This window comes from Peribacillus sp. B65, from assembly GCF_058513295.1.
In genome coordinates this window covers 4,957,400-4,972,558 of record NZ_CP195840.1, presented here as the reverse complement: position 1 = coordinate 4,972,558, position 15,159 = coordinate 4,957,400, and the positions used below count along the sequence as shown (strand labels likewise).

Here is a 15,159-nt window from a genome sequence, read left to right as displayed (position 1 = left end):
CCGATAGGTTATCCTTTACGTATGGGGTTTTTTGTATGCAACATCTTTGGACGGCGTTTCATCATCATAAGTGGCATTCGCACTATCAGGTCTTTCCACTCACTTAAGCGATAAGGAACGGCTGGACTCAAGTAAGGCACACCAAAGCTTTTTAATTTCACTAAATGACTGACCATTAAAAGAAAAAAGAGAATGACCCCGTATAATCCAAATGTAGCAGCACAAATCATAGCTGGAAAACGCAGAATCCGTAATGTAATCCCAATACTATAGTGCGGAATGGAAAATGATGAAATGGCGGTTAAGGCTACTACAATGACCAAAACAGGGCTAACGATCCCTGCCTGTACAGCAGCTTCCCCAATGATTAAACCGCCGACAATTCCCATTGCGGGACCGATTGGCTTAGGCAATCGCAGTCCTGCTTCCCTCAAAATTTCTATGGCCATTTCCATGAATAATGCTTCGATAAGTGCCGGAAACGGAACCCCGGACCTGGTTCCGATAATGGAGATGGCCAGTTTGGTCGGAATCAACCCTGAATGAAATGAGATGAAAGCTATATACAAAGAGGGTGTAAAAAGAGCCAGAATAGCTGCGAGGTAACGAAGCATACGAATGAATGTGCCAGGAATCCACCTTTCATAATAATCTTCCGGTGATTGCAACATCATGCTCAATGTAACCGGAACGATCAAAGCGAATGGCGTCCCATCTAACAAGATGGCCACTCGACCTTCCATCAAAGCAGCGATCACCCGATCAGGACGCTCTGTATTCTGTACCTGCGGAAAAGGACTAAGGTAATTATCTTCGATAAGTTGCTCTACATAACCTGATTCCGGCACACTATCAATATCAATTTTCTTAATTCGATTTTCCACCTCTTGCACCAATTCGGGATCAACAATATCTTTTATGTAAGCGACAACCAAATCTTTTTTTGAACGCTTTCCTACTTGGAATTTTACTAACGATAAATTCTCAATTTCACCACTGCACCTTAAAAAAGATGTATTATCACTCAATGATTCAGTGAAACCGACCCGTGGACCTCTGACTAATGCCTCTGATACCGGTTCCTCGATCGCCCTTGTTTTATGTTTTGCAGTTCCTAGGATCAGCGCATCCAATGATCCATCAATTAAAAGGGCGGTAGAACCTGTTAGTACTTTAGACGCTAACTCTTTAATGGAACGGACAGCTTCTATTTCACTAATGGATAACACTTCATTTTTTATGAATTCTTTTGAAATGCTTCCCTTGAGGTAGGGAGTGTTCTGTTTATATTCTGCTGAAAAATCAACCATCAATGATGGCATGATATGCTGATCAATGAGATCTTTATCCGATAGTCCATCCACAAAAATGATAACTGACCGTATACCGGTTCGCCCTAGATTAAATTCCCGAAAATGCACATCCCAATTATGGCCAATTTCTTGCTTAACACATTCAAGATTAAAATTAAGATTATCTGTAAACTGATGTGTTGAATCTTGGGAGGTATATGCTTCTTGTTTGTCTTTTTCGTTACCCTTTCCTTTTTTACCAATCTTTGATATCCACTCTTTCATCATCATCACTCATCCTTTGAGGTGCGAAGCAAATTAAACAATTTGCTGATTAGATACGGAATAACAAACACAATGAAAGCCTGTATAAAAACCTGCCATTCTGGAAGGTAGGAAACAATCGTTTTCCACATTTTCATCACCCTAAACTTGTCTCAGATAGCAGCTGGAATTCCTTTATTTCTCAAATAGTATTAATATCTTCTATGTTTCTTATGCAATGAAGTTAAAAAGCCATTAGCCGTATTTGCCATTAATTTATACTTCGCAAAGTAGAGGCGAAATGGATATCAGCGATTTATCCAAATGACTCATTGATAATAGTGAGCTTTAATAAACATTGGTTTTTCTTCTTTGAACTGTGGATGACTTATGCTCACGATTTGAAATATAATTTTAAAAATATCAATATCAAATTGAAATGATGCTCGAAATAACATATACTGAAAATTGAGAATTATTTGTAAATATTAACTGATTTTGGGAAATGTCGCATTTATCAACTTGAGAATAAGATACCCCAATCGCAACCCGGAACATACACGATTAACACTTTATCGGATTGTGAATCCTGGTGAAAAAAGAACGGAATGGATGAGATTATTATCTTTCGCTAAAGTTGCTCTTTATTTTCTAAAGTGATTTCAAAGGGGTGGAAAATGATGAATATATGGACAAGCTGCACAATTAGTTCAATTCTGGCACTTTCCTTACTAGCACCATCCGTGTCTTTTGCTAATGAAAATCCAAATCATGAAGCCGCTGTGAGTAAGGAGACTGCAAGCCAGTATCCAATATTAGAGAAAGCAAAAAAACCGGAAGAAGCGGGCTTTTCGTCTGAAAAGCTGGAAAAAGTGGATCAGCTTATTGAAATGGAAGTGGCAGCCGGTTTCCCCGGTGCTGCCCTGATTGTCATAAAGGACGGAAAAATCGTTAAAAATGAAAGCTACGGGTACAAACAGAAGTTTAATGAACATACGCCTCTTAAGAAGTTTCAGAAGATGGAAAATGACACGTTGTTTGACCTTGCTTCAAACACGAAGATGTATGCAACCAATTTTGCCATTCAAAAATTAGTCAGCGAAGGCAAGCTAAATATCCAGGCAAGAGTCCAGCAGTACATTCCTGAATTCAAAGACACGGAGAAGGATGTAATCAAAGGAAAGGACAATCTGAGGATTATTGATGTTCTTCATCATACAGCAGGGTTCAGACCCGATCCGCAATACCATAATCCAAAGGTTTCTAAAGAACTTTATTCCCAGGAGCGGGATAAAACCATCGAGTTCATCTCAAAAACACCGCTCACATATGTACCTGGAACACAGAATGTCTACAGTGATGTCGATTATATGCTGCTTGGTGCCATTGTTGAAGAAATAACGGGTAAGCAGCTTGATGCGTATGTTGAACATGAATTGTACAAGCCGCTTGGGTTGAAAAATACTAAGTTCAATCCTCTTCAAAAGGGCTTTAAGCCAAAGGATTTTGCCGCAACTGAATTGCTTGGCAACACCCGTGATGGCGTGATAGACTTCCCTAACATTCGCACATACACACTTCAAGGGGAAGTACATGATGAAAAAGCATTTTATTCAATGGGAGGCGTTTCAGGGCATGCCGGTCTTTTCTCCAATACGGAAGATATGGCAGTCCTTCTGCAGGTGATGCTGAATGGCGGGGGATACGGTAAACATATGTTGTTTGATCAAGAAACCATCGATGAATTCGTCGCACCTTCCGAGATGAATCCTACATATGGGCTTGGGTGGAGACGAAATGGCGATGCTAGCATGGAATGGATGTTCAGCCCTTATGCGAGCGACAGTGCCTACGGTCATACTGGATGGACTGGGACGGTCACGATCATTGATCCGGAAATGGATTTAGGGATTGTGTTACTAACAAATAAAAAGCACTCTCCGCTCGTTAACCCTGTAGCCAATTCCAATCAGTTTTTTGGCGACCTCTTCACAACAGGAAGCTATGGAAGTGTTGTAACTGCAATTTATGAAGCATTGAAAACGAATGAATGAAAGTAAATTTCCCATAAAGTTTAAGGCCTCCCAATAATGTTGGGAGGCCTTTTTTCTCGTTTATGGATTTCTTTTAGCCAAGCTCTATTCTATACAGTTTGGGCAAGGATCAGATTTTTATATGCTCCGTCTTGATGGAGCAAATTATCATGGGCACCTTGTTCGATGATTTCCCCATTTTGTACAACGATGATGCGATCGGCATGTTTAATAGTCGCTGGCCCCGATGGAATTGCCTGTGGGGATTATCGTTTCAATTTTAGGAGCGCCGTATTTTATCTATTTACTCGTGAAAAACATTTAATAAATATGAAGAAGTACAGAAAATTTGCAGAAAAAAAAGCCCGTTTTCAGGACGTTTATGAGGATGGGTTTTTTTGCAGTTTTCAAAGAATTTTGATGAGAACTGTACGAACAGAAAGCGGCTCTCGGGAGTGATGAATCATCCCCTAAAAGAACTATTTTAAAAAATATATTGACCGAACGGCTTGTATCCGCTTACAATGATATTTAGTTATTAGTGTATTTAGAAAATTGTAAAAGAGGTACCTGCATGACAAATGAATTCGACAGAAGAATCGGGCGCCATGCAATCATGTACGCGTTTGCGAACGAAGAAGAAGAAGTCATATTGACGAATGACCTTAAGCGGATGGATTGGCTTTATGGAAAAGGTAAAGTCGGTTCAATGGAGCTGCAGAAAATAGTTGCGGCCATTGAGACATCAGCGAAAAGACTTGGGTTAGTCAATCCCGATATGTATCGTGAAATGCATGCACTGTATCATGCGATCATCGAAGCACTCCAAGGAGTGACACGCGGCCAAGTCGAGCTTGGCGGTCTTTTGAGGACTGCGGGCCTTCGGTTTGCCATCGTTCGGGGCAGGCCGTTTAAAAACGGGGACGAAGGTGAATGGATTGCTGTCGCCGTGTATGGAACGATTGGAGCACCGGTTCGGGGATTTGAACATGAAGCCGTTGGCTTGGGAATTAACCACATTTAAATAATTAAAAGCCTATAGTTATTTAGTGAAATAGGGGGCTGTATTGAAAGACTGGATAAGTCTGTCAATACGGCCTCCTTTTGTTTGTTTAAAAAAAGAATAGGGGTGCATGAAATGATTATGTTAACGGGCCAAACTTTAACGATTGAAGAAGCGAAAAAAGTGTTGTATGGGGAGGCATTTGTCACGGCTTCTGCCGAGAGTGTCAAGAAAGTTGAAAAGAGCCGGGAAGCGGTTGAAAATATCGTGAAGCAAAAGAAAGTCATCTATGGCATCACAACAGGTTTTGGAAAATTCAGCGATGTATTGATTGATGCAGAGGACGCAGAGCAGTTACAGTGGAATTTGATTCATTCCCATGCTTGCGGAGTCGGGGAGCCGTTTCCTGAGGTCGTTTCGAGAGCTATGGTCCTTCTCCGTGCCAATGCGCTATTAAAAGGGTTTTCCGGCGTGCGTCCTGTCGTCATTGAACGTTTGATCGATCTTTTGAATGCCCATATCCATCCGGTCATCCCTCAGCAAGGTTCTCTTGGAGCAAGCGGGGACTTGGCGCCGCTTTCACATTTGGCGCTAGTATTGATGGGAGAAGGGGAAGTGTTTTATAAAGGAGAGCGAATGGAGGCCATCATAGCATTATCTAAAGAAGGCATTCTTCCTCTGACACTTAAAGCAAAAGAAGGTCTTGCATTAATTAACGGAACACAGGCCATGACTGGGATGGGCCTCGTCAATTACATTGAAGCCGAACAGTTGGCCCATCAAACTGAAGCGATCGCTTCACTGACGTTAGAAGGTTTACGCGGCATAGAAGATGCCTTTGATGCCGATGTTCATCTAGCACGAGGCTACCGCCAGCAAACAGAGGTCGCGGAACGGATTCGTCGCATGATCAGCGGCAGCCAGCTCATCACGAAGCAAGGAGAACTGCGGGTACAGGATGCTTATTCGCTCCGCTGCATTCCGCAAGTGCACGGGGCATCATGGCAAACACTTGATTATGTAAAAGAAAAACTGGAAATCGAAATGAATGCTGCGACGGATAACCCGCTTATTTTTGACGATGGGGAAAAGGTTATTTCAGGGGGGAACTTCCATGGCCAGCCGATTGCATTTGCGATGGACTTCATGAAAATCGCTGTTGCCGAGCTTGCGAACATTTCAGAGCGCCGCATTGAGCGACTCGTCAATCCTCAGCTGAATGATTTACCGCCTTTCTTAAGTCCGTCACCTGGCTTGCAGTCGGGAGCGATGATCATGCAATATTGTGCCGCTTCACTAGTTTCTGAGAATAAAACACTCGCACATCCTGCAAGTGTTGATTCCATTCCATCTTCAGCGAACCAGGAAGATCATGTAAGCATGGGAACGATTGGGTCCCGACACGCACATCAAATCATTCAGAACGTACGCCGCGTTTTGGCGATTGAGCTCATTTGTGCCTTACAGGCGGTGGAATACCGCGGAACAGAAAAGATGGCTCCGTTTACAAAAGAGTTTTATACGGAAGCAAGAAAGCTCATTCCAAGCATTACACAAGATCGTATCTTTTCTAAAGATATTGAAGCAACGGCAAGCTGGTTACATCAAATCGATTGGAATTCATTTATTCATAGAAGTTTACCTACAACATAATATGAAGTGCGGAATATCCGAATGAACGTTAGGCTTATAGCCCTTTGACCTGGGTTTTAAGCCTAACATCGTTATGTAAATGCTACATAGATCCCAAAAATCCAAAAAGGTCTCAGCATTAGAGAAATGACCTTGAAATAGTAATAAATGCAGGAAATGACTATTGATGGAATGATCGGCTTTACCTATTCGTGCTAGATTAAAAATGCATTTTTGGAGGGGAATCTAATTTGGAAAATCGGCAATTGCAACCACCTGTCATAAATGAAAAAAACCAGCCGTCAAATACTTTGCAAAGGAAGCTGAAAGCGCGCCACCTTACGATGATATCGCTAGGCGGTGCAATTGGTACAGGGCTGTTTCTCGGAAGCGGGCCGGCCATTCACTCTGCAGGACCTGGCGGTGCTTTGGTCGCTTACGCCGTAATTGGTATAATGGTTTATTTTATTATGACAAGCCTCGGGGAACTGGCATCATTTATGCCAGTCAGCGGAGCTTTCAGTACCTATGCTACGCGTTTCATCGACCCGGCATTAGGGTTTGCGCTTGGTTGGAACTATTGGTTCACTTGGGCGATGACACTTGCCGCGGAGCTATCTGCCGCAACGATGGTAATGAAGTTTTGGTTTCCTGACAGCTCGTCTTTTTTATGGAGTTCTTTGTTTTTAGTTTTGATATTCTTATTGAATTACGTATCCGTTAAAGGGTATGGCGAAGGGGAATATTGGTTTTCCCTCATTAAAGTGGCAACCATCATCATTTTTATCGTTGTCGGAATATTGATGATATTCGGGATCATGAACGGAGAGGCGATTGGTTTTAAAAACTTCACAGTTGGTGACGCTCCGTTTGCCGGTGGTTTTTTGGCTACATTGGGTATTTTCATTGCTGCTGGATTTTCTTTTCAAGGTACAGAAATAGTCGGTGTTGCAGCCGGTGAAAGTGAAGACCCGGCAAAAAATGTACCTCGTGCAGTTCGCAGCATTTTTTGGAGAATCTTCCTCTTTTACATCTTGGCCATAGTTGTTATTGGATTGATCGTTCCTTATACGAATGGCAGTCTGCAAGGACACACGATCATGGTTAGCCCATTTACGATGGTGTTTGAAAAAGTGGGACTGGCATTCGCTGCTTCCGTGATGAATGCCATCATTTTGACAGCCGTATTATCCGCTGGAAATTCAAGTCTTTACGTGACGAGCCGAATGTTGTACTCAATGGCAAAAGAAGGGCTGGCACCGCGTATTTTTGGGAAGCTTAACAAGCGCGGCGTTCCCATTTGGGGACTGGTAGTCACTTCACTTGTAGGGATGCTGGCCTTTTTTGCTTCCGTTTTCGGTGATGGAGTTATTTATATTTGGCTTATGAATGCGGTTGGAGTCACTGGATTTATATTTTGGCTGGGTATAGCCGCGAGCCATTACCGGTTTAGAAAAGCTTATATTGCTCAAGGGCATTCACTGGACGAACTTCCCTATAAGTCAAAATGGTTTCCTTTCGGACCGATATTTTCCTTTGCTCTTTGTTTTTTCGTTTTATCGGCGCAAAACTATCAGGCCTTCATTGGCGATGAAATTAACTGGGCCAGTGTGTTCGCTGCCTATCTTGGCATTCCATTCTTTCTGGTAATGTGGCTTGGATATAAGTTCATTAAGAAAACAAAAGTAGTTCCGCTAAAGGATTGCAAAATTGATTTTGATGAACATAGGAATGCAAAATAGACATGAGACTTCTTTTAATAATTTATTTGGATTAATTATTAAAAAATACAACTTTCTTTGTTAGGATCGTTAGCAGCCTTTAAATGACAAGGTTTCTTACCGCCAAGAAACAAAACAAACAATAATTTGAAGTGATGAAAAAATGATCATCGGTTCCAGTTGATTAAGCCGAAGTAACAGTTGGAGATGATTGAATCAATACGCACTATATCAATTTCATTTTAGGGATATTCCTTTTTTAAGAAGTATTATCCCATTATCCCCCTACAAGTAGAGTGACAAGATGTCCTTAATAATCTACCTGGAGGGGATTTTTTTATGGAGGAAAAGGGACAAACATTTAAAACATATACAGAAGAATTAAAACGTGAAGTCGTTCGATAAAGTTGGAGAAGTTCATTGAATTTATGCTTTGTTTAATAGGAAAGGAACTTACCTTGATATAGATTAATTAACAGTTTAGTAAAACAGAGATAAGCCCTTCCAAAAGGGTTTGGAGGGTTACTTGGCATGGCCATGAATATTGTAACAATAGGATATATAATAATTCAGGTTAATTGGGGAGGAAAGACATTGATAATATATTTTGTCTTTTAAGATATATGAAGGTATTGTTAAGTCTATCGACTATATGAAATGGTCTATGAACATGTTGGAAAATAATTGTTCATCTACTTAATTAAATTTCCTTTCTTCCATATACTCACCAATTTTGCGAAACTTATCAAAACGCTGTTGGCGTAGAATGCCTTTATCTAATTGACCAAGTTCTTGTAATGCCTTTCGTAATGTTTCTTTGATAAATTGCGATTGAAGTGGGGTGTCAATATGTGCTCCTCCAACAGGTTCTTGGATGACCCCATCAATCACCCCTAGTTCCATCAAGTCCTTAGCCGTAATTTTCAATACTTCAGCTGCTCGTTTTGCTTGTGTGGCATCCTTCCATAACACTGCTGCTGCTCCTTCAGGTGAAATAACCGAATAAAATGTGTTTTCTAGCATGTAGATTCGATTGCCAATCCCTAGAGCCAACGCACCACCACTCCCACCTTCACCAACTACAAAGCAGATGATTGGTACTCCAAAACTAGCCATTTCACGAAGATTGTGGGCGATAGCTTGAGATTGTCCACGTTCTTCAGCTTCACGTCCTGGGAAGGCTCCTGGCGTGTTAATAAATGTTACGATGGGGCGATTGAACTTATTGGCTTGTTGCATAATTCTTATGGCTTTTCTGTAGCCTTCAGGTTGCGACATGCCAAAACGACGATAGATATTGTCTTTTGTATTTTGACCTTTTTGATTTCCTAAAACAGTTATAGGCATTCCTTCGAAGGTAGCTATTCCTGAAACTAATGCAGGGTCTTCCCCATAAAGTCTGTCACCATGAAGTTCAATAAAGTCTTCAAAAATATGGTGGATATAATCTAAAGTAGTTGGGCGTTGTTGAATTCTAGATAGTTGAATTTTATCCCAAACTTCCATATTTTCATTAAGATGAATTTTGATTTCATTGACTTTTTGCTCAAGATTTTTTAATACCTCGTTTAGGTCAAGATTATGCTTTGTAGACACCTCTTTCAGTTCAGCAATTTGATTTTCCAGTTGTTTTAATTCTTGCAAATTCATCGTTTAAAACACTCCCTGAAATTGAGATGATGGATTTTTAAAATGGTTGTTAATGATTGTTTTAATTCATTCCTATTTACAACCATATCCAGTTGCCCATGTTCCAATAAAAATTCAGAGGTTTGAAAATTCTCTGGAAGTTCTTCTCTTATAGTCTGTTCAATTATGCGTCTTCCTGCAAAGCCAATTAAAGCTTGTGGTTCGGCAATATTGATATCACCTAATGAAGCGAAACTAGCAGAAACTCCACCCGTAGTAGGATTGGTTAATACGGATACGAAAAGAATTTTTTCGTAGTTTAGTTGTTCTAAAGCAACACTTGTTTTTGCCATCTGCATGAGACTAAGAATTCCTTCTTGCATGCGAGCTCCGCCGCTTGCTGAAAACAATATAAATGGTTTTCGTGTTTTTAATGATTCCTCAATGGCTCTTGTGATTTTTTCACCGACTGCTGATCCCATGCTTCCCATACGGAAACGAGAATCCATGACACCAATCACAACCGGATAGCCACCTATGGAAGCTTCCCCAGTAATAACCGCATCATTTAATGCAGTCTTATTCTTATCAGAAATTAATTTATCTTTATATTCAGGGAAGTTCAACGGGTCAACGGAAATTAAACTTTTATTGAATTCCGAAAAAGAACTACTATCTGTAAGCATTGAAATGCGGTCATAAGCTGTAACGGGGTAGTGATATTGGCATTTCGGACATACATTCAATTCTATTTTCATAAGAGATTCATCATAGGTTTCCCCACATGATTTACAAGTAAAAGGGATGGGAGTAAAGCTTTTGTCTATTTCAAAAAAAGAGTTCGATTCTATTTTTTCTCTTTTTAATGGATACATCTTCATCAATCCTCCTGTGGTAAGACCGCTGTATTACAAGTTACGCTCACCATTCTTTAAAATATGGAGCGTGATTTTCAGCTTTTCTTAAAAAGTTTTATACAATCAGAAATCATTCTAGAGAATAAAAATTTTATGAAATTATCTATTCCTGTATGAATGCATTTTTACTTGGAAAATCAGAAACTTACGATTTTATTGACGGGAATTACAAAGGCTTGTATACAATCCGAGTATACAAACATTAAGACTTCTTATTATCTTTCTATAAAGGGGATAAAGGTTACTTAGCTTAACAGAACGGTTGTTTGAAGTGTATGAGTGTAATCATTATTTATCGATCACCATTATTCCGATTATTGGAAAGGGCGATTTACCAAATAGCAAAGTGTCATCTAATAAAGCTAATACTCCCCTTAGTTGGTGTAAGCTCATAATATGCAATTACTAATATAATTGAATGGGCTCATTCTTCCGTGGATAATATTTTATTGGTTTATAGATTGTAAAAAGATAAAGATTAATAGTTTTTTTTATCTAAAGGGGCAGATTAGGATTTTGTTTAACAAGAAATCTAGTGATGTTAGGATACTCATTGGGGGAAGGTTGTTATCTGCCGGACAACCTCATAAAAAGTATTTTAAAATAACAAAAAATGATTGGAAATCAAATCTTGATAATGAACAGTAAGGCAATATAGGTGTAGCGATTGGTCACACCGGTTTAGTAAAAATACATGTTAGTGATGGACTGTATTTTTTTATTATTGAATATCTTTTGCAGCATTGAAAACTTGTACAGCCAAAGAAGCTCTATGAATGGATTAATTGAAAGAAGGCAATCCACTAACTAAAGTAGCCATATATCGTTTTTTTGTACTTCTGGTTTTGTCCTGGAAGAGTATTCGACTGTAAGATTATTTCCCATTTTAAAAAAAATGATAAATCGTGTGTCCGAAAAAATGTTTCGATGTCCCGTTTTTTGCTTTAACCGTTGATAAATCAATGTTTATAGAGGGATGGTGCCACTTTCATATGGTGCACCATCTTTACGTATATACACAACAATTCCGCCCCACATCATTTGAATTTATATTCATTCTTTGTTAAGGTAATTAAGTACTTTAGGGATAGCGGTTCATTCCGTGTGCTGGGACAGAACAAAACCCTAAAATAAAAAGCCATTATATTTCAGTTGGTATATGCTGTGCCTGTTAGTTTCCTCAGTTGTATTGCACTTCTTTTCCCTGCAAAGCTCAAATTAGACACATTGGGAATCCCATAATCATATTTCTATGCGTTTTGGTGTTATACTGCACTGCAAGTATCATTCCACCTGGTTAAGGAAATGAAATACATTAGAGGGTAGTCGTAAGTCCATCTGGACAAAACTCTAAGTGGAAATCGTTTATATTACAGTTGGTATATGTTGTGCCTGCTTGTTTCCTCAGTTGTGATTGCACCTCTTTTTTTCCTACTTGAAATGCTCAATTTATCACACATAATAAAATCCAAGTAAAGAAGTACTTCTTGGGAATAATAAATATAGATTATTTTTTTATGCACGTTATGCCCTGTGCACTTAATAAGTGTCACTTCCGCTTTTTTTGAAGAAAAAGCATTAGGGTAGAATTTCGGTTATTTCAAGGTACTTGTGCATTAATAATCATCACTCGCATAAAACGGGGGAATTCAGCAAAACTGAATATCATATGGGCAACTATTAGAATGAGGTGACTTGATGAAGCCGAATGTAGAAGTCAGAAATGTCTCGAAAATTTTTGGCAAATCTCCAAAAGCAGCAACAGACTTATTGAAGCAAGGCAAAACGAAAAAAGAAATCTTGAAAGAAACGGGACAAACGGTCGGAGTGAATAATGTTAATTTCGAGATTTATCCCGGCGAGATTTTTGTCATCATGGGCCTATCAGGAAGCGGGAAATCCACTTTGATCCGCATGTTCAATCGTTTGATCGATCCCACTTTGGGTGAAATCCTAATTGACGATGAAGATATCGTGAAGATGAACGCGGCCCGGTTAAGGGAAGTTAGACAAAAGAAAATAAGCATGGTCTTTCAGAACTTTGCTTTATTTCCGCATAAAACGATATTGGAAAACGCTGAATTCGGGCTCGAAATTCAAAAAGTGGATCCGGCAAAACGTCAGGAAAATGCGATGAAGGCTCTTGAGGCCGTTGGATTGAAAGGCTACGAAAATCAGATGCCATCACAGCTTAGCGGCGGTATGCAGCAAAGGGTTGGGTTAGCCCGGGCACTCGCCAGTGATACGGATATCCTACTGATGGATGAAGCCTTCAGTGCCCTTGATCCATTGATTCGTAAGGATATGCAGGATGAACTGATTCAAATACAAGATCAGTACAAAAAAACGATCATTTTCATTACCCATGATCTTGATGAAGCATTGAGGATCGGGGATAGAATTGCCCTTATGAAAGATGGAAGTGTAATTCAATTGGGTACCCCTGAACAAATCATGATGAATCCAGCCAATGAATTCGTCGAGAAGTTTGTGGAAGATGTTGATCTATCAAAAGTATTGACAGCCTCTCATGTGATGATACGCCCAGAGAAGATTGCGGTGGACAGAGGCCCGAGGGTTGCCTTGGAAATCATGCGCAAACAAGGGTATTCCAGCATTTTCGTTGTGGATAGGAAGCAGAAGTTATTGGGGGCCGTGACTGCTGAACAGGCACGTCAGGCAATGAGTAATAACCAATCGATCTCTGAAGTGATGACAACTGATATCCCAACTGTAAAAGAGGATGAATTACTTGGAAACCTCATGGATGTGATGGCGACTTCAAGCTTGCCAATCTCAGTCATCGATGATCAGAACAGAATTAAAGGAATTCTTCTTCGCGGTGCCGTTATCGGTGCTTTGGCCGGAAATAAAGATTCCTTGAATGAAATGGAGAGTGAATAATTCAATGAATATGCCGAAAATCCCACTAGGAGCATGGGTCGATTCTTTAGTGGATTGGATAACTATTGTATTTGCTGGATTATTTACACTTATTACGAATGTGATTGAGGGACTACTGGATATCCTGGTCGATGTAATGAGTGCTGGACCTTCCATCGTGTTAATCATAGTCCTGACCCTTCTGGTTACCTATACAAGCAGATGGCCATTGGGATTATTTACATTAATCAGCTTACTATTGATTGATAATCTTGGTTATTGGGAATCAAGCATCCAAACACTGGCAATCGTTATATTGTCAGGAGTCTTAACGATAGTGATCGGGATACCGATCGGAATATGGTGTGCCCAAAATAACACGGTACGTAAGATCGTAACCCCAATCTTGGATTTCATGCAAACGATGCCTGCCTTCGTTTATTTGATTCCTTCAATTTTATTCTTTGGAATAGGGGTGGTGCCTGGAATCATCGCGTCATTCATTTTCGCGATTGCACCGACAATCCGAATGACCAATCTTGGGATTCAGGAAGTGCCTAATGATTTGATAGAAGCATCTGATGCTTTTGGTTCAACCAGCAGCCAAAAGTTATTCAAAGTACAAATTCCATTGGCTACTCCTACGATTATGGCAGGAGTTAACCAAAGCATCATGCTGGCACTATCCATGGTAGTTACAGCTTCATTGGTTGGAGCACCCGGACTTGGGGCGGATGTCTACCGGGCTGTCAGCCAAATAAATGTTGGTCAAGGATTTGAAGCAGGTTTATCCATCGTAATCATTGCAATCATTCTCGATCGTATCACGCAAAACCTTCGTAAACCAGCTTACGAGCATATCGTAAGCAGGAAAATCATTTTTGCGATTTTGGCTTTACTTGTTGTGGGTACTGCACTATTCAGTGCTTTTACAAAGGATACGGCTGTGAACGGGGATAAAAATAGTTTTGCTGCCAAAGCCGATTATGAAATCATCGGAATTGAACCTGGAGCAGGATTGATGAAGTTGACTAAAACGGCTATAGATGATTATAAGCTGGATGATTGGAAGTTGGTTGAAGGGTCATCGGCGGCAATGGTTGCTGAATTGAAAAAAGCGATTGATAAAGAAGAACCAATCGTCGTTACAGGATGGTCACCGCATTGGATGTTCTCGAAATATGACTTAAAATATCTCAAAGATCCGAATGAATCCTTTGGCGGGGCTGAAAACATCAATTCCATTGCCAGAAAAGGCCTTGAACAGGATGCCCCTGGCGCTTATAAAATCCTTGATCAATTCTTCTGGGATACTAAAGATATGGAAAATGTAATGGTCAAGGTTGCTGATGGGATGTCTCCTTCAGAAGCAGCAGAAGATTGGATAAAGGAAAATCAGGACAAAGTATCCAAATGGACTCAAGGTGCACAATCAGGAAATGGCGAAAAAATCAAACTGGTTTATGTTGCTTGGGACACTGAAATTGCCAGTACCAATGTGATTGGCAAGGTTCTTGAGCAGAATGGCTATGATGTAACATTAAGTCAGGTTGAAGTGGGACCAATGTTTGCCGGCGTAGCAAACGGAAGTGCGGACGCCATGGTGGCCGCATGGCTCCCGGGAACACATCTTGAATACTATAATAAGTACAAAGCTGAAATGGTTGACCTTGGACCAAACTTAAAAGGAACAAAGAATGGTCTGGTCGTACCTGATTACGTCGATATTGATTCGATTGAAGACTTAAAATAAGAAAGAAGAGGGAATTTCAGAAATGGAATTCC

General features: G+C 40.2%; 10 protein-coding genes. 7 read left to right on the top strand and 3 right to left on the bottom strand.

Annotated features, from left to right (window positions below):
- Positions 1-8: 8 nt before the first annotated feature.
- Positions 9-1,583: a spore germination protein gene (locus ACSR9O_RS24285; RefSeq protein ID WP_101225636.1), complete on the bottom strand. Its 1,575-nt coding sequence runs from the start codon at positions 1,581-1,583 to the stop codon at positions 9-11.
- Positions 1,584-2,236: 653 nt separating this feature from the next.
- Here ACSR9O_RS24285 and pbp4b point away from each other — a divergent pair.
- The 5 genes from pbp4b to ACSR9O_RS24260 all read left to right on the top strand — a co-directional run bounded on the left by pbp4b (position 2,237) and on the right by ACSR9O_RS24260 (position 7,966).
- Entirely contained in the window at positions 2,237-3,610 is a 1,374-nt protein-coding gene (gene pbp4b, locus ACSR9O_RS24280) for a penicillin binding protein PBP4B (protein WP_260359250.1), read from the top strand.
- A 226-nt stretch (positions 3,611-3,836) separates the two neighbouring features.
- Positions 3,837-3,914: an iron chelate uptake ABC transporter family permease subunit gene (locus tag ACSR9O_RS24275; protein ID WP_397316008.1), complete on the top strand. Its 78-nt coding sequence runs from the start codon at positions 3,837-3,839 to the stop codon at positions 3,912-3,914.
- A 249-nt stretch (positions 3,915-4,163) separates the two neighbouring features.
- Positions 4,164-4,613, top strand: a complete 450-nt coding sequence (gene hutP, locus ACSR9O_RS24270) for a histidine utilization transcription antiterminator HutP (protein WP_101225638.1) — start codon at positions 4,164-4,166, stop codon at positions 4,611-4,613.
- 114 nt (positions 4,614-4,727) lie between these two features.
- A complete protein-coding gene (gene hutH / locus ACSR9O_RS24265; RefSeq protein ID WP_101225639.1) occupies positions 4,728-6,245 on the top strand; it encodes a histidine ammonia-lyase in 1,518 nt (505 codons plus the stop codon).
- A 323-nt stretch (positions 6,246-6,568) separates the two neighbouring features.
- Positions 6,569-7,966 (top strand): amino acid permease, encoded by a 1,398-nt coding sequence (locus ACSR9O_RS24260; protein WP_491725506.1) that lies wholly within the window; start codon positions 6,569-6,571, stop codon positions 7,964-7,966.
- Positions 7,967-8,641: 675 nt separating this feature from the next.
- On the opposite strand, the gene ACSR9O_RS24255 is transcribed toward ACSR9O_RS24260, so the two are convergent.
- Entirely contained in the window at positions 8,642-9,595 is a 954-nt protein-coding gene (locus ACSR9O_RS24255; protein ID WP_491725241.1) for an acetyl-CoA carboxylase carboxyltransferase subunit alpha, read from the bottom strand.
- Positions 9,592-10,449 (bottom strand): acetyl-CoA carboxylase, carboxyltransferase subunit beta, encoded by an 858-nt coding sequence (gene accD, locus ACSR9O_RS24250; protein ID WP_377400965.1) that lies wholly within the window; start codon positions 10,447-10,449, stop codon positions 9,592-9,594. Before accD ends, ACSR9O_RS24255 begins: the two co-directional genes overlap by 4 nt.
- Before the next feature lie 1,740 nt (positions 10,450-12,189).
- Between accD and ACSR9O_RS24245 the strand changes: the two genes are divergently transcribed.
- Together ACSR9O_RS24245 and ACSR9O_RS24240 are read left to right on the top strand one after the other, a co-directional pair.
- A complete protein-coding gene (locus ACSR9O_RS24245; protein WP_491725240.1) occupies positions 12,190-13,395 on the top strand; it encodes a quaternary amine ABC transporter ATP-binding protein in 1,206 nt (401 codons plus the stop codon).
- 4 nt (positions 13,396-13,399) lie between these two features.
- A complete protein-coding gene (locus ACSR9O_RS24240) occupies positions 13,400-15,127 on the top strand; it encodes a glycine betaine ABC transporter substrate-binding protein (protein ID WP_101225644.1) in 1,728 nt (575 codons plus the stop codon).
- The last annotated feature ends 32 nt before the right edge of the window (positions 15,128-15,159 follow it).

Coding starts and splice junctions, on each gene's coding strand:
- hutH (WP_101225639.1), top strand. CDS start 4,728: ATGATTATGTTAACGGGCCAAACTTTAACGATTGAAGAAGCGAAAAAA.
- ACSR9O_RS24285 (WP_101225636.1), bottom strand. CDS start 1,583: ATGATGATGAAAGAGTGGATATCAAAGATTGGTAAAAAAGGAAAGGGT.
- ACSR9O_RS24255 (WP_491725241.1), bottom strand. CDS start 9,595: ATGAATTTGCAAGAATTAAAACAACTGGAAAATCAAATTGCTGAACTG.
- ACSR9O_RS24240 (WP_101225644.1), top strand. CDS start 13,400: ATGAATATGCCGAAAATCCCACTAGGAGCATGGGTCGATTCTTTAGTG.
- accD (WP_377400965.1), bottom strand. CDS start 10,449: ATGTATCCATTAAAAAGAGAAAAAATAGAATCGAACTCTTTTTTTGAA.
- ACSR9O_RS24275 (WP_397316008.1), top strand. CDS start 3,837: ATGGAATTGCCTGTGGGGATTATCGTTTCAATTTTAGGAGCGCCGTAT.
- pbp4b (WP_260359250.1), top strand. CDS start 2,237: ATGAATATATGGACAAGCTGCACAATTAGTTCAATTCTGGCACTTTCC.
- hutP (WP_101225638.1), top strand. CDS start 4,164: ATGACAAATGAATTCGACAGAAGAATCGGGCGCCATGCAATCATGTAC.
- ACSR9O_RS24245 (WP_491725240.1), top strand. CDS start 12,190: ATGAAGCCGAATGTAGAAGTCAGAAATGTCTCGAAAATTTTTGGCAAA.
- ACSR9O_RS24260 (WP_491725506.1), top strand. CDS start 6,569: ATGATATCGCTAGGCGGTGCAATTGGTACAGGGCTGTTTCTCGGAAGC.